Annotated in this window: 20 protein-coding genes and 1 pseudogene; 10 read left to right on the top strand and 11 right to left on the bottom strand. The window is 72.0% G+C overall.

From position 1 onward, the window contains the following. Nucleotides 1–9: 9 nt before the first annotated feature. On the top strand, nt 10–1,092 hold the full coding sequence (locus ACZ7DL_RS31880) for a Zn-dependent alcohol dehydrogenase (protein ID WP_470779497.1): 1,083 nt from the start codon (nt 10–12) through the stop codon (nt 1,090–1,092). A gap of 29 nt (nt 1,093–1,121) precedes the next feature. Here ACZ7DL_RS31880 and ACZ7DL_RS31875 read toward each other — a convergent pair whose 3' ends face one another. The 3 genes from ACZ7DL_RS31875 to ACZ7DL_RS31865 all read right to left on the bottom strand — a co-directional run bounded on the left by ACZ7DL_RS31875 (nt 1,122) and on the right by ACZ7DL_RS31865 (nt 3,732). Beyond that, nucleotides 1,122–2,060, bottom strand: coding sequence for a DMT family transporter (locus ACZ7DL_RS31875; protein WP_470779496.1), 939 nt, complete (start codon nt 2,058–2,060; stop codon nt 1,122–1,124). 269 nt (nt 2,061–2,329) lie between these two features. After that, nucleotides 2,330–3,043: an ArsR/SmtB family transcription factor gene (locus tag ACZ7DL_RS31870; protein WP_470779494.1), complete on the bottom strand. Its 714-nt coding sequence runs from the start codon at nt 3,041–3,043 to the stop codon at nt 2,330–2,332. 41 nt (nt 3,044–3,084) lie between these two features. Beyond that, nucleotides 3,085–3,732 (bottom strand): TetR/AcrR family transcriptional regulator, encoded by a 648-nt coding sequence (locus ACZ7DL_RS31865; RefSeq protein ID WP_470779493.1) that lies wholly within the window; start codon nt 3,730–3,732, stop codon nt 3,085–3,087. Nucleotides 3,733–3,835: 103 nt separating this feature from the next. Between ACZ7DL_RS31865 and ACZ7DL_RS31860 the strand changes: the two genes are divergently transcribed. The 3 genes from ACZ7DL_RS31860 to ACZ7DL_RS31850 all read left to right on the top strand — a co-directional run bounded on the left by ACZ7DL_RS31860 (nt 3,836) and on the right by ACZ7DL_RS31850 (nt 6,061). Continuing rightward, a complete protein-coding gene (locus tag ACZ7DL_RS31860) occupies nt 3,836–4,987 on the top strand; it encodes an acyl-CoA dehydrogenase family protein (protein ID WP_470779636.1) in 1,152 nt (383 codons plus the stop codon). A 60-nt stretch (nt 4,988–5,047) separates the two neighbouring features. Next, a complete protein-coding gene (locus ACZ7DL_RS31855) occupies nt 5,048–5,335 on the top strand; it encodes a YiaA/YiaB family inner membrane protein (RefSeq protein ID WP_470779492.1) in 288 nt (95 codons plus the stop codon). Nucleotides 5,336–5,437: 102 nt separating this feature from the next. Next, a complete protein-coding gene (locus ACZ7DL_RS31850) occupies nt 5,438–6,061 on the top strand; it encodes a TetR/AcrR family transcriptional regulator (protein WP_470779490.1) in 624 nt (207 codons plus the stop codon). 3 nt (nt 6,062–6,064) lie between these two features. On the opposite strand, the gene ACZ7DL_RS31845 is transcribed toward ACZ7DL_RS31850, so the two are convergent. Next, nucleotides 6,065–6,526 carry a MaoC family dehydratase gene (locus ACZ7DL_RS31845; RefSeq protein WP_470779489.1) on the bottom strand — a complete coding sequence of 154 codons (462 nt, stop codon included), beginning with the start codon at nt 6,524–6,526 and terminating at the stop codon, nt 6,065–6,067. Nucleotides 6,527–6,631: 105 nt separating this feature from the next. Here ACZ7DL_RS31845 and soxR point away from each other — a divergent pair, with 105 nt between their 5' ends. After that, the gene (gene soxR / locus ACZ7DL_RS31840) at nt 6,632–7,090 is read left to right on the top strand and encodes a redox-sensitive transcriptional activator SoxR (RefSeq protein ID WP_470779487.1); all 459 of its coding nucleotides are present in this window, start codon (nt 6,632–6,634) and stop codon (nt 7,088–7,090) included. Between the two features lie 63 nt (nt 7,091–7,153). Here the strand turns inward: soxR and ACZ7DL_RS31835 are convergent, their stop codons facing one another. The 3 genes from ACZ7DL_RS31835 to ACZ7DL_RS31825 form a co-directional block, all read right to left on the bottom strand. Then, nucleotides 7,154–8,221, bottom strand: coding sequence for an RNA ligase (ATP) (locus tag ACZ7DL_RS31835; protein WP_470779484.1), 1,068 nt, complete (start codon nt 8,219–8,221; stop codon nt 7,154–7,156). Nucleotides 8,222–8,303: 82 nt separating this feature from the next. Then, nucleotides 8,304–8,636, bottom strand: coding sequence for a 3-keto-5-aminohexanoate cleavage protein (locus ACZ7DL_RS31830; RefSeq protein ID WP_470779482.1), 333 nt, complete (start codon nt 8,634–8,636; stop codon nt 8,304–8,306). Nucleotides 8,637–8,766: 130 nt separating this feature from the next. Beyond that, complete coding sequence (locus tag ACZ7DL_RS31825; RefSeq protein ID WP_470779480.1) at nt 8,767–9,369, bottom strand: hypothetical protein; 603 nt, start codon at nt 9,367–9,369, stop codon at nt 8,767–8,769. Between the two features lie 207 nt (nt 9,370–9,576). Here ACZ7DL_RS31825 and ACZ7DL_RS31820 point away from each other — a divergent pair, with 207 nt between their 5' ends. Continuing rightward, complete coding sequence (locus ACZ7DL_RS31820; RefSeq protein ID WP_470779479.1) at nt 9,577–12,366, top strand: penicillin acylase family protein; 2,790 nt, start codon at nt 9,577–9,579, stop codon at nt 12,364–12,366. A gap of 18 nt (nt 12,367–12,384) precedes the next feature. On the opposite strand, the gene ACZ7DL_RS31815 is transcribed toward ACZ7DL_RS31820, so the two are convergent. Together ACZ7DL_RS31815 and ACZ7DL_RS31810 are read right to left on the bottom strand one after the other, a co-directional pair. Beyond that, nucleotides 12,385–13,704 (bottom strand): serine-threonine protein kinase, encoded by a 1,320-nt coding sequence (locus tag ACZ7DL_RS31815; protein WP_470779477.1) that lies wholly within the window; start codon nt 13,702–13,704, stop codon nt 12,385–12,387. Between the two features lie 82 nt (nt 13,705–13,786). Then, on the bottom strand, nt 13,787–15,007 hold the full coding sequence (locus tag ACZ7DL_RS31810; protein ID WP_470779476.1) for an exo-beta-N-acetylmuramidase NamZ family protein: 1,221 nt from the start codon (nt 15,005–15,007) through the stop codon (nt 13,787–13,789). A 184-nt stretch (nt 15,008–15,191) separates the two neighbouring features. Here ACZ7DL_RS31810 and ACZ7DL_RS31805 point away from each other — a divergent pair, with 184 nt between their 5' ends. Genes ACZ7DL_RS31805 through ACZ7DL_RS31795 form a run of 3 tightly spaced genes read left to right on the top strand, consistent with a single transcriptional unit; the run spans nt 15,192 to nt 18,248 of the window. Further along, nucleotides 15,192–15,965 carry an SDR family oxidoreductase gene (locus ACZ7DL_RS31805; protein WP_470779474.1) on the top strand — a complete coding sequence of 258 codons (774 nt, stop codon included), beginning with the start codon at nt 15,192–15,194 and terminating at the stop codon, nt 15,963–15,965. Beyond that, entirely contained in the window at nt 15,962–17,626 is a 1,665-nt protein-coding gene (locus ACZ7DL_RS31800; protein ID WP_470779472.1) for a class I adenylate-forming enzyme family protein, read from the top strand. Before ACZ7DL_RS31805 ends, ACZ7DL_RS31800 begins: the two co-directional genes overlap by 4 nt. Nucleotides 17,627–17,654: 28 nt before the next feature. Next, nucleotides 17,655–18,248 (top strand): TetR/AcrR family transcriptional regulator, encoded by a 594-nt coding sequence (locus ACZ7DL_RS31795; RefSeq protein WP_470779470.1) that lies wholly within the window; start codon nt 17,655–17,657, stop codon nt 18,246–18,248. Nucleotides 18,249–18,788: 540 nt separating this feature from the next. Here ACZ7DL_RS31795 and ACZ7DL_RS31790 read toward each other — a convergent pair. After that, a complete protein-coding gene (locus ACZ7DL_RS31790; RefSeq protein ID WP_470779468.1) occupies nt 18,789–19,598 on the bottom strand; it encodes an MBL fold metallo-hydrolase in 810 nt (269 codons plus the stop codon). Nucleotides 19,599–19,674: 76 nt separating this feature from the next. Between ACZ7DL_RS31790 and ACZ7DL_RS31785 the strand changes: the two genes are divergently transcribed. Beyond that, the gene (locus tag ACZ7DL_RS31785) at nt 19,675–20,268 is read left to right on the top strand and encodes a CGNR zinc finger domain-containing protein (protein ID WP_470779467.1); all 594 of its coding nucleotides are present in this window, start codon (nt 19,675–19,677) and stop codon (nt 20,266–20,268) included. Nucleotides 20,269–20,522: 254 nt separating this feature from the next. Here ACZ7DL_RS31785 and ACZ7DL_RS31780 read toward each other — a convergent pair. Continuing rightward, nucleotides 20,523–20,822, bottom strand: a pseudogene (locus ACZ7DL_RS31780) (IS5/IS1182 family transposase); the annotation flags it as partial. Between the last annotated feature and the right edge of the window lie 158 nt (nt 20,823–20,980).

The raw sequence follows: 20,980 nt of genomic DNA, 5'->3' as shown, positions 1-20,980 counted from the left end.
GTCCCCGTCATGGCCGTACGAGCCGCCGTCCTGCCCGCCATCGGCGCCCCGCTGGAGATCACCGAGATCGAGCTGCCCGAGCCGGGCCCCGGACAGGTCCGGGTCCGCCTCGCCGCCGCGGGGGTCTGCCACTCCGACCTGTCCCTGTCCGACGGAACCATGCGGGTGCCGGTCCCGGCCGTCCTCGGCCACGAGGGCGCCGGCACGGTCGTCGCCGTCGGGGAGGGCGTCACCCATGTCGCGCCCGGCGCGCCGGTGGTCCTCAACTGGGCGCCGTCCTGCGGGACCTGCCACGCCTGCACACTCGGCGAGGTCTGGCTGTGCGCCAACGCGCTGAACGGCGCCGCCGACGTGTACGCCCGCACCGCCGACGGCACCGACCTCCATCCCGGCCTGAACGTGGCCGCGTTCGCCGAGGAGACGGTGGTCGCCGCGTCCTGTGTGCTGCCGCTGCCGGAGGGGGTTCCGCTGGTGGACGCCGCCCTCCTGGGCTGCGCCGTGCTCACCGGGTACGGCGCCGTGCACCACTCGGCACGCATCCAGCCCGGCGAGACCGTCGCCGTGTTCGGCGTCGGCGGAGTCGGTCTGGCCGCCCTCCAGTCGGCCCGCATCGCCGGCGCGTCCCGCGTCATCGCGGTCGACGTCTCGCCCGAGAAGGAGGAACTGGCCCGCGCGGCCGGTGCCACCGACTACGTCCTCGCCTCCGAGAACACCCCCCGCGAGATCCGCGCCCTCACCGGCAAGCAGGGCGTCGACGTCTCCGTGGAGTGCGTGGGCCGTGCCGTCAGCATCCGCGCGGCCTGGGATTCCACCCGCCGCGGCGGCCGCACGACGGTCGTCGGCATCGGCGGCAAGGACCAGCAGGTCACCTTCAACGCCCTGGAACTCTTCCACTGGGGCCGCACCCTGTCCGGCTGCGTCTACGGCAACAGCGACCCGGCCCGCGACCTGCCGGTCCTCGCCACGCACGTCAGGGAGGGCCGCCTGGACCTGTCGGCCCTGGTCACCGAGCGCATCGGCCTGAAGGGCATCCCGGCGGCCTTCGAGAACATGCTCGCGGGCAAGGGCGGCCGGGCGCTGGTCGTCTTCTGACGCTACGGCCGCCTTCTCGGTTCTGACGCTCAGGACACCTTCTCGGGTCGCGGCTGCTCCCCGGCCGCGACCCGGGCCGCCCCGCCGGCGCGGGCCCGGGACCGTGACACCGCCACACCCGCGAGACACAGCACCCCGCCCACCAGCGTGAGCGCCCCCGGCACCTCGTCCAGGACCAGCCACGACATCGCCACCACCAGGGCGGGCACGGCGTACGTCGTGGCGCCCATCCGGCTGGCGGTGGTGCGGGCGAGGGCGTAGGCCCAGGTGGTGAAGGCGAGAGCGGTCGGGAAGACGCCCAGGTAGACCATGTTCAGCGTCGCCGACGCGGGAGCGCGGGCGGCCTCGTGCACCAGTTGCCCGGCGAACGGCACACACGCCACCGCCCCGACCAGACACCCGAACGTCGTCACCTGCAGCGCACTCGCCCGCCCGAGGGCCGGCTTCTGTGCGACGACCCCGGAGGCGTACGCCACCGCGGCGAGCAGGCACAGCAGCACGCCGAGTACCGAGGTGCGGCCGCCGCCCGACATCGACAGCCCCACGGTCACCGCGCCCGCGAACGACACGGCCATCCCGGCCAGCAGCCGCGGCGGCATCGGATCGCCGAGCAACCGGGCGCCGAGCAGGGCGATCAGCAGCGGGCCGACGTTCACCACGAGGGCGGCGGTACCGGCGTCCACCTGCTGCTCGCCCCAGTTCAGGGCGACCATGTAGAACCCGAACCACAGCAGACCGGAGAGCAGGATGCCGCGCCAGGCGGCTCTGGGCGGCAGTCCTTCCCGGCGTACGGCCCAGATGACCCCGAGTGCGAGCGCTCCCGACGCCAGCCGGCCCAGGGCCAGCGCGCCGGGGGAGTACTCCTGCCCGGCGCTCCGTATCGCCACGAAGGCTGACGCCCAGAGGACGACGGTGACGACGGCTGCGCCGGCCGGCAGCAGGTGGTGGCGTGGGGCGGCGTTCATCATGCTCCCGAGGCTGGGTGGAAGGCGGTGTCTTGACCGGCGGATACCGGACAGGCATGACAGGCATGACAGGCATGACAGGCGCGACCTGCCCGCGGCTACGCGGGTGCGACGCGCGGCCGGCCGCAGCGGCGGCGCGGTTCCGGCAGGCGGCGCGGCGAGTGCCCAAGGGCGCGGGGCTGTGTTCATGTGCGGCTCCGCCGCGCGGGCGCGACCGGCCACGACGGACCCGCCCGGCACCCGACCGGCGGGCCCGCCCCCGTGGCCGAACCTCACCGCAGCGCATCGGACGGAATGCCCAGCAACGACGACAGCACCGCCTGACCCGGCGGAGTCACCTTCACGGCCCGCCCCGACCCCACCCGCACACACCACCCCGCGTCCAGCGCATGCCGGCACAGCGCGGCCCCCGCCGCCCCCGCCAGATGAGGCCGCCGCTCGGTCCAGTCCAGGCAGGCACGGGCGAGCGGACGCCGACTCGACAGGTCGAGCGGAATACCCACCGCCGCGAACCACTCCACCCCCGCATCCGTGAGCGCGAACCCCGTGTCCTGCCGCAGCAGCCCCCGGAGGGTCAGCGCATCCGTGACGGCGATGCCGAGCCGCCCGGCGAGATGGTCGTAACAGGTCCGGCCCCGCGCCATCGCGGATCCCACGCTCGACTCGCGCAGCGAACGTGGCCGTGCGGCCGCCGCGGGCACACGCACCTGCGCGGCGAGGTCCTCGATCAGCTGTGCCACACGCGCGTCGGCCAGCCGCACGTACCGGTGCCGCCCCTGCCGTTCCTCCGCCAGCAGGCCCCCGGCCACCAGCTTGCCCAGGTGCCCGCTGAGCGTCGACGCGGCGACCCCGGCGTGGCGGGCCAGCTCACCGGCGGTCCAGGCACGCCCGTCGAGCAGGGTCAGCAGACACGTGGCCCGCGTCTCGTCGGCGATCAGCGAGGCGAGCGCGGCGAGACCGGCGGCCCGGGCATCCTTGGCGGTCATGCCGCCCAGCATGCGGCACGGACACTTCGGTCCCCACCGAATTATCGCTGCACGCTCTGCTGTACCTGCTCGTACTGCTGCGCCAGGCCGTCCAGCAGCGCACCGATCCCCGCCTCGAAGGCCCGCTCGTCGATCTTCTCCTGCTGCTCGGCGAGCAGATGGGCCTGGCCCAGGTGGGGATAGTCGGCGGGGTCGTACGCGCTGGCGTCGTCCACGAAGCCGCCGGCGAACGAACCGAGCGCCGAGCCCATGATGAAGTACCGCATCAGCGCGCCGATGGAGGTCGCCTGTGCGGGCGGCCAGCCCGCGTCGACCATCGCGCCGTACACCGCGTCGGCCAGGCGCAGCGCGGCGGGGCGGCGGCCGGGGCCGCGGGCGAGGACCGGGACGATGTTCGGGTGGTCACGCAGGGCGGCCCGGTAGGAGACCGCCCAGTCGTGCAGCGCGGTCCGCCAGTCCCGGCCGTCCTCGAACATCGACAGGTCGACCAGCGCGCTCACCGAGTCCGCCACCGCCTCCAGGATCTCGTCCTTGGTGCGGAAGTGGTTGTAGAGCGAGGGCCCGCTCACCCCCAGCTCGGCGGCGAGCCGGCGGGTGGAGACCGCCGCCAGGCCCTCCCGGTCCACGAGTTCCCGGGCCGTCTCGACGATCCGGTCGGGGCTGAGGAGGGGCTTGCGTGGTCGGGCCATGGCGCACATAGTAGGGCTGCGGATAGAAACTAGCAGTGCTAATTTAAATGTACGGCTTTCAAGATCCAGTGATGGATCCGTTTCGGTGTGGGGTGATCTCGTGGTGAACCTGGGGCTCAGCGAGGAGCAGACGGCCGTACGGCGGCTCGCGCGGGACTTCGTGACGCGCGAGATCGCCCCGCACGTCGTCGCCTGGGACCGGGCCGAGGAGGTCGACCGGGGCATCGTGAAGAAGCTCGGCGAGGTCGGCTTCCTCGGCCTGACCATCGACGAGGACTACGGCGGCTCCGGCGGCGACCACCTCGCCTACTGCCTGGTCACCGAGGAACTGGGCCGCGGCGACTCCTCGGTCCGCGGCATCGTCTCCGTCTCCCTCGGACTCGTCGCCAAGACGATCGCCGCCTGGGGCGGCGAGGAGCAGAAGCGGCGCTGGCTGCCGGGGCTCACCGCGGGCGAGTACGTCGGCTGCTTCGGCCTCACCGAGCCCGGCACCGGGTCCGACGCGGGCAACCTCACCACCCGGGCCGTGCGCGACGGCGACGACTACGTCGTCAACGGCACCAAGATGTTCATCACCAACGGCACCTGGGCCGACGTCGTCCTGCTCTTCGCCCGCTCCACCGACGCCCCCGGCCACAAGGGCGTGTCCGCCTTCCTGGTCCCCACCGACACCCCCGGCCTGACCCGCCGCCCCATCCACGGCAAGCTCGGCCTGCGCGGCCAGGCCACCGCCGAACTCGTCCTGGAGGACGTGCGCGTGCCCGCCTCCGCGCTGCTCGGCGAGGAGGGCAAGGGCTTCTCCGTCGCGATGTCCGCGCTCGCCAAGGGCCGGATGTCCGTGGCCGCCGGCTGTGTCGGCATCGCGCAGGCCGCGCTGGACGCGGCCGTCGGGTACGCCGGCGAGCGCGAGCAGTTCGGCAAGCCCATCGCCCGGCACCAGCTGGTGCAGGAGCTGATCAGTGACATCGCCGTCGACGTGGACGCGGCCCGGCTGCTGACCTGGCGGGTCGCCGACCTCATCGACCGCGGCGAGCCGTTCGCCGTCGAGTCCTCCAAGGCCAAGCTGTTCGCCTCCGAGGCCGCCGTCCGCGCCGCCAACAACGCCCTTCAGGTCTTCGGTGGCTACGGCTACATCGACGAGTACCCGGCCGGCAAGCTCCTGCGCGACGCCCGCGTGATGACCCTCTACGAGGGCACCAGTCAGATCCAGAAGCTGCTCATCGGGCGCGCGCTGACCGGGGTTTCGGCGTTCTGAGTACCTTCCTGAGTATTCCGGCGGATGTGGCGCGGGCCGTGTCCGCCGATGCTCTGTGCCATGAGTGAGACACCGGTCAAACAGCACAGCACGTCCGCCTTCTACGGCCAGGCCGTCGCCTCGTTCGCGGTCGCCATGGCGGCCACCGCCCTCGGTATCTTCCGGCTGGAGGCGAGCGCCTGGGTGCGCGGCTTCCTGGCGATCGCCGTGCTCTACCTCGTCACCTCCGCCTTCACTCTGGCCAAGGTGATCCGGGACCGGCAGGAGGCCGGGCAGATCGTCAGCCGTGTCGACCAGGCCCGCCTGGAGAAGCTGCTCGCCGAGCACGACCCCTTCGAGAAGCTCTGAGCACCCGCCATGCCTCCGTGACCTCACGGAGTGCTGCACTAAGCGCCCGCTCACCGTCGGCGGTATGGTGGTGCTCCTGTCACCGAGAGGGGCGAGCGAGCGATGAGTACGGCGGAGGAGACAACCGGCGGCGAAGTGGAGCCGTGGGAAGAGGTCACCCCTGACGCGGCCCGGCGGCTGCTCGTCGCCGCCGTGGAGGCCTTCGCCGAGCGCGGGTACCACGCGACGACGACGCGGGACATCGCCGGCCGCGCCGGCATGAGCCCGGCCGCGCTCTACATCCACTACAAGACCAAGGAAGAGCTGCTCCACCGGATCAGCCGGATCGGCCACGACAAGGCCCTCGACATCCTGCGCACGGCCGCCGGGCGCGAGGGCACCGCCACCGAGCGGCTCGCCGACGCGGTCGGCTCCTTCGTCCGCTGGCACGCGGGACGGCGCACCACCGCGCGGGTCGTGCAGTACGAGCTCGACGCCCTCGGCCCCGAGGCCCGCGCCGAGATCCTCGCGCTGCGCCAGCAGGTGGACGCCGAGGTGCGCGGGATCATCGAGGACGGGGTGGCCTCGGGCGAGTTCGACGTGCTGGACGTCAAGGGCACCACGCTCGCCGTGCTGTCGCTGTGCATCGACGTCGCCCGCTGGTTCAACGTGAACGGCCCGCGCACCCCCGAGGAGGTCGGCGCACTCTACGCCGACCTCGTGCTGCGCATGGTCGGGGCCGGGTAGGCCCTACACGTAGTACCGGGACACCGACTCCGCGACGCACACCGGCTTGTCGCCGCCCTCGCGCTCCACGGTGAACGCGACCGTCACCTGCACACCTCCGGTGACGTCCTCGACGCCGGTGATCGTCGCGGTGGCGCGCAGCCGCGAGCCGACGGGGACGGGGGCGGGGAAGCGGACCTTGTTCGTGCCGTAGTTGACGCCCATCTTCACGCCCTCGACCCGGATGAGCTGCGGGGCGAAGAGCGGGAGCAGCGACAGGGTGAGGTAGCCGTGCGCGATGGTGGTCTTGAACGGTCCCGCGGCGGCCTTCTCCGGGTCCACGTGGATCCACTGGTGGTCCCCGGTCGCGTCGGCGAACAGGTCGATCCGCTTCTGGTCGATCTCCACCCAGTCGGTGTGGCCCAACTGCTCGCCCACGGCCGCCTTCAGCTCGTCGGGGGAGGTGAAGGTCCTCGGTTCTGTCATGTTCCCGGCCTCTCGCTCGCATGTCTAAGCAACTGCTTAGCATGGTCGGGTGCGGGGCCTCTGTCAACGGACCGCGACCGTCGTCGGGTCGGTAGTCTCTGAGGAGTGCCCCAGATTCCCGAGAAGATCCACGAGCTGACCGTCGGCCAGCTGTCCGCGCGCAGCGGCGCCGCAGTCTCCGCCCTGCACTTCTACGAGGCCAAGGGCCTGATCTCCAGCCGGCGAACCCCCGGCAACCAGCGCCGGTACAGCCGCGACACCCTGCGCCGCGTCGCCTTCGTCCGCGCGGCCCAGCGGGTCGGCATCCCGCTCGCCACGATCCGCGAGGCCCTGGCCGAACTGCCCGAGGAGCGGACACCGACCCGGGAGGACTGGGCGCGGCTGTCGGAGAAGTGGCGCTCGGAGCTGGACGAGCGGATCCAGCAGCTGAACCGTCTGCGCGACCATCTCACCGACTGCATCGGGTGCGGGTGTCTTTCGATGCAGACGTGTGTGCTGTCCAACCCGGACGATGTGTTCGGCGACCGCTTGACGGGGTCCCGGCTCATGGCCGAGCGGCGCTGAAGGGAGCACCCGGCCGGCGGCACCCCGCCGGCGCGGGCAAGCGCCCCACCCCCGCCCGGTGACCTACTCGAACTCCGTCCCGCCCTTCCGCGTCAGATACGCCGGACTCACGGCCTTGGCGATCGCCCGGCCCCCGGTCACCGCGCTGTACCGCTCCACCGCAGGCCGTATCACGACCCCCTCCCGCAGATGCAGCCCCCGCCCGGACACCGTCTCGCGCCCGCTCGCGAACTCCAGCACCCGCTCGACGTCGTACGGCCCGGCGAACAGCCGCGGCACCAACGGCAGCTCCCCCTCCAGCACCTCGGCCGGGTCGAGCCAGCGCACGGCCCCGGCCACCTCGGCCGACACGTCGAACGCCGCGTACCCGAGGGTGTCCCGCCGTCCGTCGGCCCCGTACGTCAGGTCCTGCACGCCCGCGCCGTACACCTCGCCGAAGATGCCGACCCGCGTGGCGCCCAGCCGCTCGCAGAGCCGCGCCGCCGCCTCGGCGACCCCGTGCCCGCGCACCGCACGCCAGTACAGGTTCCGCGGGTCCTCCTTCAGCGCCAGTGACCTGCCGCCGAAGCCCTTGGAGGAGACGTACACCTTCCCCTCCTCGGCGGCGTACGTCAGCAGGCAGGCCGAACCGTGCAGCTTCTCCGTCAGCACCACCGGCTCGCCCGGCGTGAAGATGTCCGGGTAGCGCTGGACGTTCTCGATGTCCACCCAGGGGAGCAGGTCCGGAGCCGGCTCCACGTCCCCGCTCATCGTCGGCGGGATGGGCGGCACCCACTTGGTGATGCCCAGCCGCTCCGCGAAGTCCGTGCCCTCGGCCGCCGCCCGCGTCAGGTCGACCTCCGCGAGCGCCTCCGGCCGGCACACGATGCCCTGTGACAGCTCACCGCGCAGCCGTACCGCCTTGACCCGGTTGGCCTCACCGCCCGCCAGACGGCCGGTCAGTCCCAGCTCCTCGATCAGCCCGGCCGGGAGGACGGCCTGCTCGGGGATGTAGACGGCGGCCTCACCGGTGCGGTACGCACCCTTGGCGACGACGGCCCGGTACAGGCCCACCTGGGCCAACTCCAGTGCGTCGGCGTTCGGATGCTCGTGGACGGTCAGCACTTCGGCGGTGACGCGCAGCGTGGACATGGGACCCCCGGTTCATCGGTGTGGTGGCATCGCCTCCCACTGTCCGGACGTGAAAGCGGTGGAGCGACCGGATTTGGGTCTGCTACCGTCCCGGTCGCCCACCGGTGCCGCCGCGCGCGCACCTCTGTCCGGCCGGCGCCTCTGCCACCAACCGGGCGTTGGACTCCGCCGGTCGGCCGTCCGGCAGGAGCAGGGTGTCCTCCAGGCCGACGCGGGTGGCCAGGCCCAGCCGGACCGCCAGCCGGACGCGCGGGGAGAGGCTGTCCCGCCCGCACGGTGTCTTCGGATGGACATGGACGGACGTGGCACCGGCCGCCACCGCCTCGGCGGCGGAACGCGCCAGATCCTCGGGGGACATCGGCACCCCCACGCCGTCGGCGGCCGAGCGGCGCCCGTTGAGACACACCTGCACCATGCCTCGATGGTGCAGGCCGGCACCGACAACCGCCCTCGCTCGCTCCGCGGAAGGGGTGCGGCATCCCCTGCGCACCCCCTTGCCCGGGACTGCCCACCGCTCGGGCCGCACCCGGTGACACCCCAGCCGCTCAGGCCGACATCAGCAGGCGTTCCCGCCTGGCGTACTGCAGCGCCTGGGGGGTGAGGACGGGCCGTGGCACCAGGATTCCGCAGTCCGCGCAGACCGGGCCGGACGACGGCTCGTGGTCCAGACCGTACTTCCAGACCAGCCGCTCTCCGCCGCACACCGGGCAGCACGCGCCCGGCTCCCGCTCCAGTGCCGCGATCAGCCGGCGCAGCACCTCCGCCAGCGGCTCCTCCGGGTGGATCCGCGGGTCGTCGCACCAGGCGACGCCGAACCCGCCCCAGGTCAGCCGGTGCCAGTCGTCCACGCTGCCCGGCCGGCGCAGCCCGTCGTGCTTCTCCTTCTTCCGCCGCTCGGTGAAGTCGGTCTCGTAGGCGAGCCAGACATCACGAGCCTCTTCCAGCTCCTCCAGCGCGGCCACGAGCCGCGCCGGGTCGGGGGAGCGGTCCTCCGGGCCGAAACCCGCCCGGGAACACAGATGGTCCCAGGTCGCCCGATGCCCGTAAGGGGCGAACTTCTCAAGGCACTTGCGCAGCGAGTACCGCCGCAGTGCCAGATCACAGCCCGGATCGCGGACCTGTCTCGCCAGACTCCGGAAACCTGCCATCGCCCTGCACCTCCGTCGCACCTGCACCTGCATTTCGGTCACTTCGGCGTCATCGCACGGACGTCGCCGAATAGACGTATCGACAGGCGATTCGGCTCCATCTCTTCTTCGTATCTGCTTGCGGACTCCAGAAAGTGACGCATGTTCATCTTTGAACCGGGGGATACCGCCGGTAACGTTCGGCCACCCCTGTCGCTAGGAGCCGCCATGCCACGGCGAACCCCACGTACCGCCCTTGACGGACTGAGAACGTTCCGCCGCCTCCCCGGGTTCCTGAAGACCGCCTCCGTATGCGTCCTCGTCGCCGGTCTTCTCTCTCCCCTCACCCAGACCGCCACGGCCGCAGCCGGCGCCACGGCGTCGAACGACTACTGCGGCGGCCAGTGTTCGGACATCCTGCCGCCCGGCGAGAACGGCAACGCGACCCTCGCGCAGATCCTGCTCAACCAGGCCTTCGGCACCCAGCCCGCGCACGCCGAGGACCAGCTCGGCCCGTACGCCGACCTGGCCACCGGCTACCGCGGCCTGACCGATGCGAAGATCAGCACCTTCTTCGACGACGCCTCGTTCGGCGTCCCCTCCGACCAGGTCGCCTCCACCGAGAAGCCGGCCGGCCGCGGCGACGTGACGATCGTCCGCGACAAGAAGACCGGTGTGCCGCACATCACGGGCACCACCCGGTACGGCACCGAGTTCGGCGCCGGGTACGCGGCGGCCCAGGACCGGCTGTGGCTGATGGACGTCTTCCGGCACGTGGGCCGCGGGCAGCTGACCACGTTCGCGGGCGGCGCCCCCGCCAACCAGGGCCTCGAGCAGCAGTTCTACCGCAACGCGCCCTACACCGAGGCCGACCTCCAGGCGCAGATCGACAGCGCGGTCGCGAAGAACGGCGCCCGTGGCCGGCAGGCCCTCGCCGACGTCAAGGCCTACCTCGACGGCATCAACGCCTACATCGACGCTTCCGACAGCGGCCGCTACTTCCCCGGCGAGTACGTCCTGACCGGCCACAAGGACTCGATCACCAACGCCGGCACGATAGAACACTTCAAGGTCACCGACATGGTGGCACTGGCCTCCGTGATCGGCTCGCTGTTCGGTTCCGGCGGGGGCGGCGAGGTGACCAACGCCCTGTCCCTGCTCGCCGCCCAGGCCAAGTACGGCGTCGAAGAGGGCACCCGGGTCTGGGAGTCCTTCCGTGAACGCAACGACCCCGAGGCCGTCCTCACCGTCCACGACGGCGAGAGCTTCCCGTACGGCGCCAAGCCCGCCGACGCCCAGGGCGAGGCCCTGCCCGACACCGGCTCGGTGACCCAGGAACCGCTCGTCTACGACCGCACCGGCACCGGGGCGACCACGAGCGCCGAGAGCGCCTCCACCACGGCCGCCAGGACGGCCCTCGGCTCGGCCCGGCGCGGGATGTCCAACGCCTTGGTGGTCAGCGGCAAACACACCGCCAGCGGGCACCCGATCGCCGTGTTCGGGCCGCAGGCCGGCTACTTCGCCCCGCAGCTGCTCATGCTCCAGGAGATCCAGGGCCCGGGCATCAGCGCCCGCGGCGCCTCCTTCGCGGGCCTGAGCATGTACGTCGAACTCGGCCGCGGCCAGGACTACTCCTGGAGCGCCACCACCTCCGGCCAGGACATCATCGACACCTACGCGGTCGAGCTGTGCCAGGACGACCACCACTACCTGTACCACGGCACCTGCACCGCCATGGAGAAGGTCGAGCAGAAGAACGCCTGGAAGCCGACGACGGCCGACGGCACGGCCGCAGGGTCGTACACCATGCGCGTGTGGCGCACGAAGTACGGTCCGGTGGAGTACCGGGCGACCGCCGGCGGCAAGAAGGTCGCCTACACCACCCTGCGCTCCTCCTATCTGCACGAGGCCGACTCGATCATCGGCTTCCAGATGCTCAACGACCCCGACTACGTCAAGGGCCCGAAGGACTTCCAGAGCGCGGCCCAGCACATCAACTACACCTTCAACTGGTTCTACGCCGACTCCCAGCACACCGCCTACCACAACAGCGGTGACAACCCGGTCCGGGCGAGCGGTGTCGACGCCGAGTTCCCCGTCTGGGCGCAGCCGGCGTACGAGTGGCGGAACTGGGACCCGGTCACCAACACGGCCGACTACACCCCGGCCTCCGCACACCCCAACTCCATCGACCAGGACTACTACGTCTCCTGGAACAACAAGCAGGCCAAGGACTACACGACCGCGCCCTGGGGCGACGGCTCCGTGCACCGCGGCAACCTGCTGGACGACCGGGTGAAGAAGCTGGTCGCGGCCGGCGGGGTGACCCGCACCAAGCTGGTGCAGGCCATGGCGGACGCGGGCCTGGCCGACCTGCGCGCCGAGGACGTGCTGCCCAAGCTGCTCAAGGTGATCAACTCCTCGGCGGTGACCGACTCCGCGGCCGCCGCGGCGGTGGGCAAGCTCCAGGCGTGGGTCACCGCGGGCGCCAGGCGCACCGAGACGTCGGCCGGTTCGAAGGCGTACGCCGACGCCGACGCGATCCGCATCATGGACGCCTGGTGGCCGCTGCTGGTCAAGGCGGAGTTCGAGCCGGGGCTCGGCAGCGACCTCTACACCGCGATCACCGGCAACCTCCCGGTCGACGAGGCACCGTCCGCCGGCCACGGCCCGACCGGCTCACACGCCGGAAGTTCCTTCCAGTACGGCTGGTGGTCGTACGTCGACAAGGACATCCGGGCGGTGCTCGGGGAGTCCGTGCAGGGTGGCCTCGCGCACAAGTACTGCGGCGGCGGCAGCCTCGGCGCCTGCCGGGACATGCTGATCGGCACCCTGAAGCAGGCGGCCGGGATGACCGCCGCCCAGGTCTACCCGGGCGACGAGAGTTGCGCGGCGGGCGACCAGTGGTGCGCCGACTCGATCGTCCAGCGCACCCTGGGCGGCATCAGGCACGGCAGGATCAGCTGGCAGAACCGGCCGACCTTCCAGCAGGTCGTGGAGTACACCGCACACCGCTGAGGCACCGCGGGCGGCGGGTCAGGTGGTACGGCCCGCCGCCGTGATGCGACCTGCCACCAGCACCAGCCGCGCCAGTTCGGGGTGCACGATGTCGCTGTGCGCCCCGGACGGTGCGCCCCCGCGCCGCACCACGGCCGCCGCGTCCACGTTCACGCACCCCGACGCCGGCACCCCGCCGTCGAGGGCCGCCGCCAGGTCCAGGCGGGCGGTGGCCGGCACCGCCTGCACCCCGTCGTGCCCCATCGCGCCCCACCGCGGCCCCAGCACGGCCGCGATCTCGTGGCCCGCGCAACTGCGGTCGTCCCCGGCGAGCCGGGAGGCCAGCGGGTAGAAGGTGCCGAGGGCCGCGTCGAAGTGCGAGTGGCAGCACACCAGCGGACCGTCGATGCGCCGGTGCTGGTCCTTGAGCGTCCCCGACCGGTCCGGTGCGTGCGGCAGCCGGTCCGCGAACGCGTAGTGCGAGAAGGCGCCCTGGAGCAGGGTCACCGACTTCACCGTGTCCACGCCCGCGGGCAGACCGCGCAGCGCGAACGCCACCAGCCGGCCGCCGAAGCTGTGCCCGGCCAGATGCACCCGCACGCCGGGCGCCGCCTCGGCCAACTGCCCGACAAAAGGACCGAGTCCACGCTCGCCGACCATCCCGGCCCGCCGCTTCATCCGGTGGTACGTCGCCTGGCGCAGCAGCTCCTTGGCGCCGTCCCACGGGTTCGGCAGGCCGAACCCGGCAGCGGCACCGGACGGTTCGAGCGCGGCCAGGGCTCCGGCGAGCTCCTCGCACGCGGTCACCGGATCCCCGCCGAACACACCTGGTTCGCCGTCCTCGTCGGTGTCGGCCATCCCCTGTCGGCCGTCCGCGTTCAGCAACAGCCGCACCCACCGCCCGAACTCGGCCAGCCCCTCCGTGCCGGCCGGCCGTTCGTCCAGCATCCGGGCCAGCCGGTCGACCACGAACGCCTGGCGCGGGAAGACCTCCATGAGGGCACGCCGGGTGTCCTTGTCCAGCGCCGGACGCGGCTCCTCCTCCGCCTCCACGGCCGCCACGGACTTCGGGAAGTCGGGGATCGGCTCGTCGCTGAACCGCATCGACGGCCAGATCACACCGACGTACCCGAGCCGCGCCTTCGGCGCCAGCTTCGGGAACGGGGCGAAGAAGCGGCGGTACAGCGCGGTCGCGCCCGAACGGTCGTTGTTCCAGCCGTGCGAGAAGACGATCAGGTCACGGACGCCGCGGGCCGTGACCTGCGCCAGCAGCCGGTCGCGAGCGGGGCCGTCCGCGTCCCCGTCCGCGTCGAAGGTCAGCTCCCAGTAGGGAGTCACGCTCATCCCAGGATCCGCCATGCCAGGCTCCCTCGCCCCCGAGACACGGTGCGTTGCGTACATATCGTCCTGCGGGGGCGCGGAGTTGGCCATATGGTGCGGGCTACTTGTAGAGGAGATATTCCGTGCGAATCCGCCGGAACGCGGCCAGCTCCTCCTGCCAGGCGCCTGTGACCTCGTCGGTGCCGGCACCCGCGTCGATCATCGTGCGCACCCGGGCGGAACCGGTGAGCTTGTCGATCCAGTGGTCCGGCCGCCAGGCGAAGCCGCTCCACACCTTCCTGGCGCTCACCAGCAGCGCGATCCCGGTGCGCACCGGATCGTAGGCGGCCCGGTCGGTCACGTGGATCTGCACCCCGCCGACCGTCTTGCCCTGGAACTTGGAGAACGTGGGCGTGAAGTACGCCTCCCGGAACCGCACGCCGGGCAGCCCGAGTCCGTTCACGGCCGCGGCCCAGCGGCCGTCGAGGCCCTCGGCGCCGAGGAGTTCGAAGGGCCGGGTCGTGCCGCGTCCCTCGGAGAGGTTCGTGCCCTCGAACATGCAGGTGCCGGAGTACACCAACGCGGTGTCCGCCGTCGGCATGTTGGGGCTCGGCGGCACCCAGGGCAGGCCGGAGTCGTCGTAGAACCGGCTGCGCTTCCAGCCCGTCATCGGCACCGTCTCCAGCGGTACGGGCGGGGTCAGGAACTCCCCGTTGAACAGCCGGGCCAGCTCCGCGACGGTCATGCCGTGCACCTGCGCGATCGGCTGCCGGCCGACGAAGGTGGCGAACTCCTTGTGCAGCACCGGACCCGCGGCCGCCCGGCCGGTCACCGGGTTCGGGCGGTCCAGCACGACGAAGCGCTTGCCGGCGAGCCGGGCCGCCTCCATGCAGTCGTACAGGGTCCAGATGTACGTGTAGAAACGGGCGCCCACGTCCTGGATGTCGAACACGACGGTGTCGACGCCGGACGCGGTGAAGACGTCGGCGAGCGGCCGGCCGCTCTTCAGGTACGTGTCGTACACCGGGAGCCCGGTCGCCGGGTCGTCGTAGCGGCCCTCGGAGCCGCCCGCCTGCGCGGTGCCGCGGAAGCCGTGCTCGGGGCCGAAGACTGCCGTCAGCTTGACCCGGGGGTCCTTGTGCATCACGTCGACGATGTGCTCGGTGTCTCTGGTGATGCCGGTGGGGTTGGTGACGATGCCGACGCGCTGGCCGTCCAGTACCGAGTAACCGTCGGCTGCGAGTCTTTCGAACCCGGTGCGGAGATGCTCGCGGTGCCGGGGTGCGGCGGGCAGGGCCGTTGTCGTCGCCGATGCGAGAAGGGTCCGTCGGGACAGGTGCATGGGTCCTCCGGTGAGTGGTCGCGTGCAGGCCGTCCGTGGTGGCTCGCGCACGCGCGGCGGAGCCGCATGTCGACACCGCCCCGCGCCCCTTTGAGGTTGGTGCAGTCGCCCTTCCTTTTACACATACCGACCGGTTAGTCTGTCCCTCGGCAGAGCCGATTTCGCACCGTGTCGAAGGAGACCGATGGTGGAAGCCGTGCAGGACGCGAGGGTGGTCGTCACCGGGGCCGGCGGTGGGATCGGGGCCGCGCTGGCCCGCCGGTTCGCCGCCGAGGGAGCCCGGGTCGTGGTCAACGACCTGGACGCGGGCAAGGCCAAGGCGGTGGCCGAGGAGATCGGCGGGATCGCCGTACCCGGCGACGCCTCCGCGATCGTCGGTGACGCCCGGGACGCGCTCGGCGGCACGGTGGACGTCTACTGTGCCAACGCGGGCGTCGCCTTCGAGGACGGCGACCTCGCGGGCCCCCTGGACGAGGCGTCCTGGGCGACGTCCTGGGACGTCAACCTGATGGCCCACGTCCGCGCGGCCCACGCGCTGCTGCCCGACTGGCTGGAGCGCGGCGGCGGGCGGTTCGTGTCCACCGTCTCCGCCGCCGGGCTGCTGACGATGATCGGCGCGCCCTCCTACAGCGTGACCAAGCACGGTGCCTACGCCTTCGCCGAGTGGCTGTCGCTGACCTACCGCCACCGGGGCGTCAAGGTCCACGCCGTCTGCCCGCAGGGCGTGCGCACCGACATGCTGACCGCCACCGGCAGCGCGGGCGACCTGGTGCTCCGGCCGACCGCGATCGAGCCGGAGGCCGTGGCCGACGCGCTGCTGAAGGGCATCGAGGAAGACCGCTTCCTGATCCTGCCGCACCCCGAGGTCGCCGGCTTCTACCAGGTCCGGGCCGGTGAACCCGACCGCTGGCTGGCGACCATGAACCACATCCAGCAAAAGTGGGAGGCCGCCCGGTGACGGCCGGCCGGTACGCCGACCGCCCCTGGCTCGCGCTCCTGAACGAGGCCCAGCGCGCCCCGGTCGAGCCTGCCGACTCACTCGTGCACGCCCTGCGCGCCGCCGTGGCCCAGGCCCCGGACCGCCCGTTCCTCGCCTACTTCGACGCCCGGCTCAGCTACCGCGAAGTGGACGAGCTGAGCGACGCGGTCGCCGCCCACCTCGCCGCGCGCGGACTGGAGCGCGGCGACCGGGTGGCCGTCCTGCTCCAGAACTCCCCGCACTTCGTGCTGGCCGTGCTCGGCGCCTGGAAGGCGGGCGCGACCGTCGTCCCGGTCAACCCCATGTACAAGTCGGCCGAGCTGGCGCACATCCTCCGGGACGGCGAGGTGGCCGCGCTGATCTGCTCGGACCGGGCGTGGGCGGCGTATCTGAGGGACGCGGCGGCCGGCACGCCGGTGCGGATCGTGCTCACCACGTGCGAGCTGGACTTCCAGACCCGCAACGACCCGCGCGTGCTGGCCTTCGAGCGGCTGCCCCAGGCTCCGGACGCCGACGACCTGGTGACCGTGGCCCGGCAGGGCGGCCGGCCCCCCGCGGGACGGGCACCGGGACCGCGGGACATCGCGCTGGTCAGCTACACCTCGGGCACCAGCGGCACGCCCAAGGGCGCCACCAACACGCACGGCAACCTCATGTACGGCGCGGAGCGGCAGCGGACGGGCCTCGCCCTGCCCGAGGCGCCCGTCTACTACGCGCTCGCGCCCCTGTTCCACATCACCGGCATGGTCTGCCAGTTCGGCGCCTGCCTGAACAGCGCGGGCACCCTGGTGCTCGCCTACCGCTTCGACCCCGGTGTCGTCCTGGAGGCGTTCGCCGAGCACCGCCCGCACTACACGGTCGGCCCGTCCACCGCCTACATGGCGCTCGCCGCCCACCCGGACGTCACCCCCGGGCACTTCGCCTCCTTCCGCAACCTCGCCTCCGGCGGCGCACCCGTCCCACCCGCCCTGGTGCAGGACTTCGCCCGGCGTTTCGGGCCGTACATCCGCGTCGGCTACGGCCTCACCGAGTGCAGCGGCTCCTGTGCCGCCGTTCCGCCCGGCCTGGAGGCGCCCGTGGACCCGGTCTCCGGGACGCTGTCCGTGGGCGTGCCGGGCGCCGACACCGTCGTCCGCATCCTGGACGAGCGCGGCGCGGAAGTGCCCTTCGGGGAGCAGGGCGAGATCGCCGTCCGCGGACCCCAGGTGGTGCCCGGCTACTGGCGCCGCCCGGACGCCACCGCCGAGACCTTCCCGGACGGCGAGCTGCGCACCGGCGACATCGGCTTCATGGACGAGCGGGGCTGGCTGTACGTCGTGGACCGCAAGAAGGACATGATCAACGCGTCCGGCTTCAAGGTGTGGCCGCGCGAGGTCGAGGACGTCCTGTACACCCACCCCGCGGTGCGCGAGGCGGCCGTGGTCGGCGTGCCCGACGGGTACCGTGGCGAGACCGTCAAGGCGTACATCAGCCTTCGTCCGGGGGCCGGGGCGGACCCGGATGAACTGGCGGTGTACTGCAAGGAGAGACTGGCCGCCTACAAATACCCGCGGCAGGTCGAGATCCTGCCCGACTTGCCCAAGACGGCGAGTGGGAAGATCCTCCGTCGGGAACTGCGTTCCCGCACCGCACAGGACTAGCAGCAGAACGGAAAGGCAGGTGGCGGCAGTGCCCAGGACGACGGACGGGGACGGGACGCCCGTCCCGCAGCGGCTCCTCGCCGCCGCCACCCGGCTCTTCGCGGAGCAGGGTTACGACCGCACCTCCGTGCAGGAGATCGTGGAGGCGGCCGGTGTCACCAAGGGGGCGCTGTACCACTACTTCGGCTCCAAGGACGACCTGCTCCAGGAGGTGTACGCGCGCGTGCTGCGCGTCCAGCAGGAGCGGCTGGACCACTTCGCCGGCATGGACGCGCCGGTGGAGAAGCGGCTCAGGGCCGCGGCGGCCGACGTGGTCGTCACGACCATCGAGAACCTCGACGACGCGATGATCTTCTTCCGGTCCATGCACCACCTGAGCCCGGAGAAGAACAAGCAGGTCCGCGCCGAGCGCCGGCGCTACCACGAGCGTTTCCGCGCGCTCATCGAGGAGGGCCAGAAGGCGGGGGTCTTCTCCACGGCTACCCCGGCCGACCTGATCGTGGACTACCACTTCGGCTCCGTCCACCACCTGTCGACGTGGTACCGCCCCGACGGCCCGATGACACCCCAGCAGGTCGCCGAGCACCTCGCCGACCTGCTGCTGCGCGCACTGCGGCCCTAGGCGGCCCTGTCGCCCCGACGCGGGCTCGGTGGAGCATCGGCCTAGTCGATGATCTCCCTGAAGAACAGGACCGCGCCTGCTCCGTCAGCCGCCAGGGGTCCTGGGCGGGCCGGATGGGCGTGAAGTCCACCCGGCCGTCCGGGCCCGTCCGCCAGCCGTGGGCGTGCATGTGGATGGGAGTCATGGTCATCACGGCGACCATGACGAGCTGGCTGAGGACGAGGACCACGACGCCGACGAGCAGGCCGGGGCCGGGCCGTAGCGGGTGAAGCCGCGCCGTCGGCGAGCCGGGCGAGTTCGATGCTGCCGGCCAGCGCCTCTGCGGCGGTCTGGCCGGTGCCGGTCATGGCGGGGTCCAGTACGGACGGGGCGGCGGGGGCGGTGCCATGGCGGGTGCCGCGGATCGGGTCGGTCATGGTGGTGCGGTCCTTCGGTGGTGCGGGAGGTGAGGGCGGGGCCGGGCGCCGGCCGACAGCCGCGGCGGGTCTCTGTCGGCCGGCGCCCGGCCGTGCCCGGCGTACGGGTTCGACGTACGAGGGGTCAGCCGCGGACGCCGAAGTCGACGTGGTCGGCGAGACCGGCGGCGGCAAAGGCGGCGATGAGCTCGTCGCGGCCCTCGGTGAAGTGGGCCCAGCTGTCGTAGTGGACGGGGATGGCGCGGCCGGCGTCGAGGATCTTCGCGGCCTGGGCGGCCTGGGCGCTGTCCAGGACGATCAGCCCGCCGTCGAAGACCTCAGGGAAGCGGGGCGCTCCGGCGAAGAGGAGGGCCGTGTCCACCGGGGCGAAGCGCTCGGCGATCTCCTTGACCGCGTCGAGAGAGGCGTTGTCGCCGCTGATGTAGACGGTGGGCAGGCCCTCGCCGGTCAGAACGAATCCGACGACCTCGCCGCAGATCGGCTCGACCTCCTCGCGCTTGCCGGGGCCGTGGATGGCGGGCACGCCGGTCACGGTGACCGTGCCGGGCCCGCCGTCCCGGCGCTCGAGCTCGATCGACTGCCAGTCGGCGAGGCCGGTGGCCGCCTCCCCGAGACGCTCTCCACCGCCGGGGGTGGTCAGCGTCAGCGGGACGTCGGCCAGCAGGGCCCGGCCGGAGGTGTCGAGGTTGTCGGCGTGCTCGTCGTGCGAGAGCAGGACCACGTCGACGCGGCCGAGATCGGCCGGGCTGCCGTCAGCCGCCGCTGTCTTGGTCAGCATGACGGCCGGTGCCGGGTGGTCGCCGGGGCCGTCGAAGGTCGGGTCGGTGAGAAAGCGCAGGCCGCCGTATTCAAAGAGGGCAGTCGGGCCGCCGAAGACCCGGACGGGGAACGGGGCGGTCTGCGGGGTCGGGGAAGAGACGAAGAAGTTCCTCACGGATAGATTACGTTTGAACCGTGAGTCGAACTGTAGGCGTGCCTCACGGATGAAGGCAACCCGTACCATGAGATGCATGGAAGAGTTCCTGATGGAAGAAGCCGCCCTCCCGTCGGCACCGGGCGAGGCGGAGCACCCCGCCCTGGCCCTGGCGAACAGCGCAGTCGCACTGCCCGGCGGGCACACGGCCGACCTCCTGGGGACCCCGGCGCAGGCCGAGCAGTGGCTGGCGCGGCGCGACCTCGCCCCGGCCGGCGCCGGCTTGACGGAGGTATGCGCGACACAGCTGCGCTCACTGCGCGAACAGGTCAGGTCACTACTGGCCTCCCGTGTCGCCGACCAGCCCGCCCTGCCCGCCGCCGTCACGGCGATCAACGACGCGATGACCCGCGTCCCCACCGCACCCCTGCTGCTGTGGGACAAGAAGACCGGCCCCTACCGCGCCACACCCCACCCCACCACCGCGATCGTCGAGCACGCCCTGGCGGTCATCGCCGCCGATGCCGCCGACCTGCTCACCTCCCCCGACGCCGCCCGCCTGACCGCCTGCGCCTCCCCTCCATGCAACCGCTTCCTGCTCAAGCACGGCCGCCGCCAGTGGTGCTCCACCCGCTGCGGCGACCGCGCCCGCGCCGCCCGCGCCTACGCCCGCCGCACCGCGATGGAGTGACGACGTCGCATCGCCGGCCCGCAGAGCCCTGGTGTCCTAGCTCAGACACCAGGGCCTCGACGAGGGGGTGACCGTACGGCGCGGCCAGGGCTACACCCTGCGCGTCAGCGCCGTCCCCGCCGTGCACCGCCGTCTGCTCGCCCGCTGCCAGCCGCTCGACGGCGCCCAGGACAGGCAAACGGGAAGCCCGTCCGGCTACCCACGACCTACCTTGCGACTGGTGCTTGAGCTAGGACACCAGGGCTGAGTGAACCTCACGTACGCAGCCCGAGCCGGATGGAGGCGACGGTGACCGTCCCGTGAAATATGTAGGCCCTTTCGTCGTAACGGGTCGCGACCGCACGGAACATCTTCAGCCGGTTGATGGTCTGCTCCACTTCGTTACGGCGCCGGTAGATCTCTCTGTCGAACCCGGTCGGACGGCCGCCCTTACTGCCGCGCCGCCGGCGGTTGGCGCGTTGGCCCTTGGGCTCCGGGATCGTGTGCTTGATCTGGCGCCGCCGCAGACAACGGCGATTGCGGCGCGAAGAACAGACTTTGTCGCCGCCAACCCCCGCCCCACGGCCACCGAAACGATCCACCAGGGGGCGGGCGGGTCACGCAACCCATCGGACAGGGCCTAGTACTCCAGCAGTACTTCTCCATTTTGGCTGGTCAGGGGTCTGGGAGTGGGGAGTGTAGTGGTGTGCTGGTGGAGGTGGGACGGTCTTTG

This window comes from Streptomyces sp. NPDC036984 (assembly GCF_055607665.1).
This window is presented reverse-complemented; position numbering and strand designations above follow the sequence as displayed.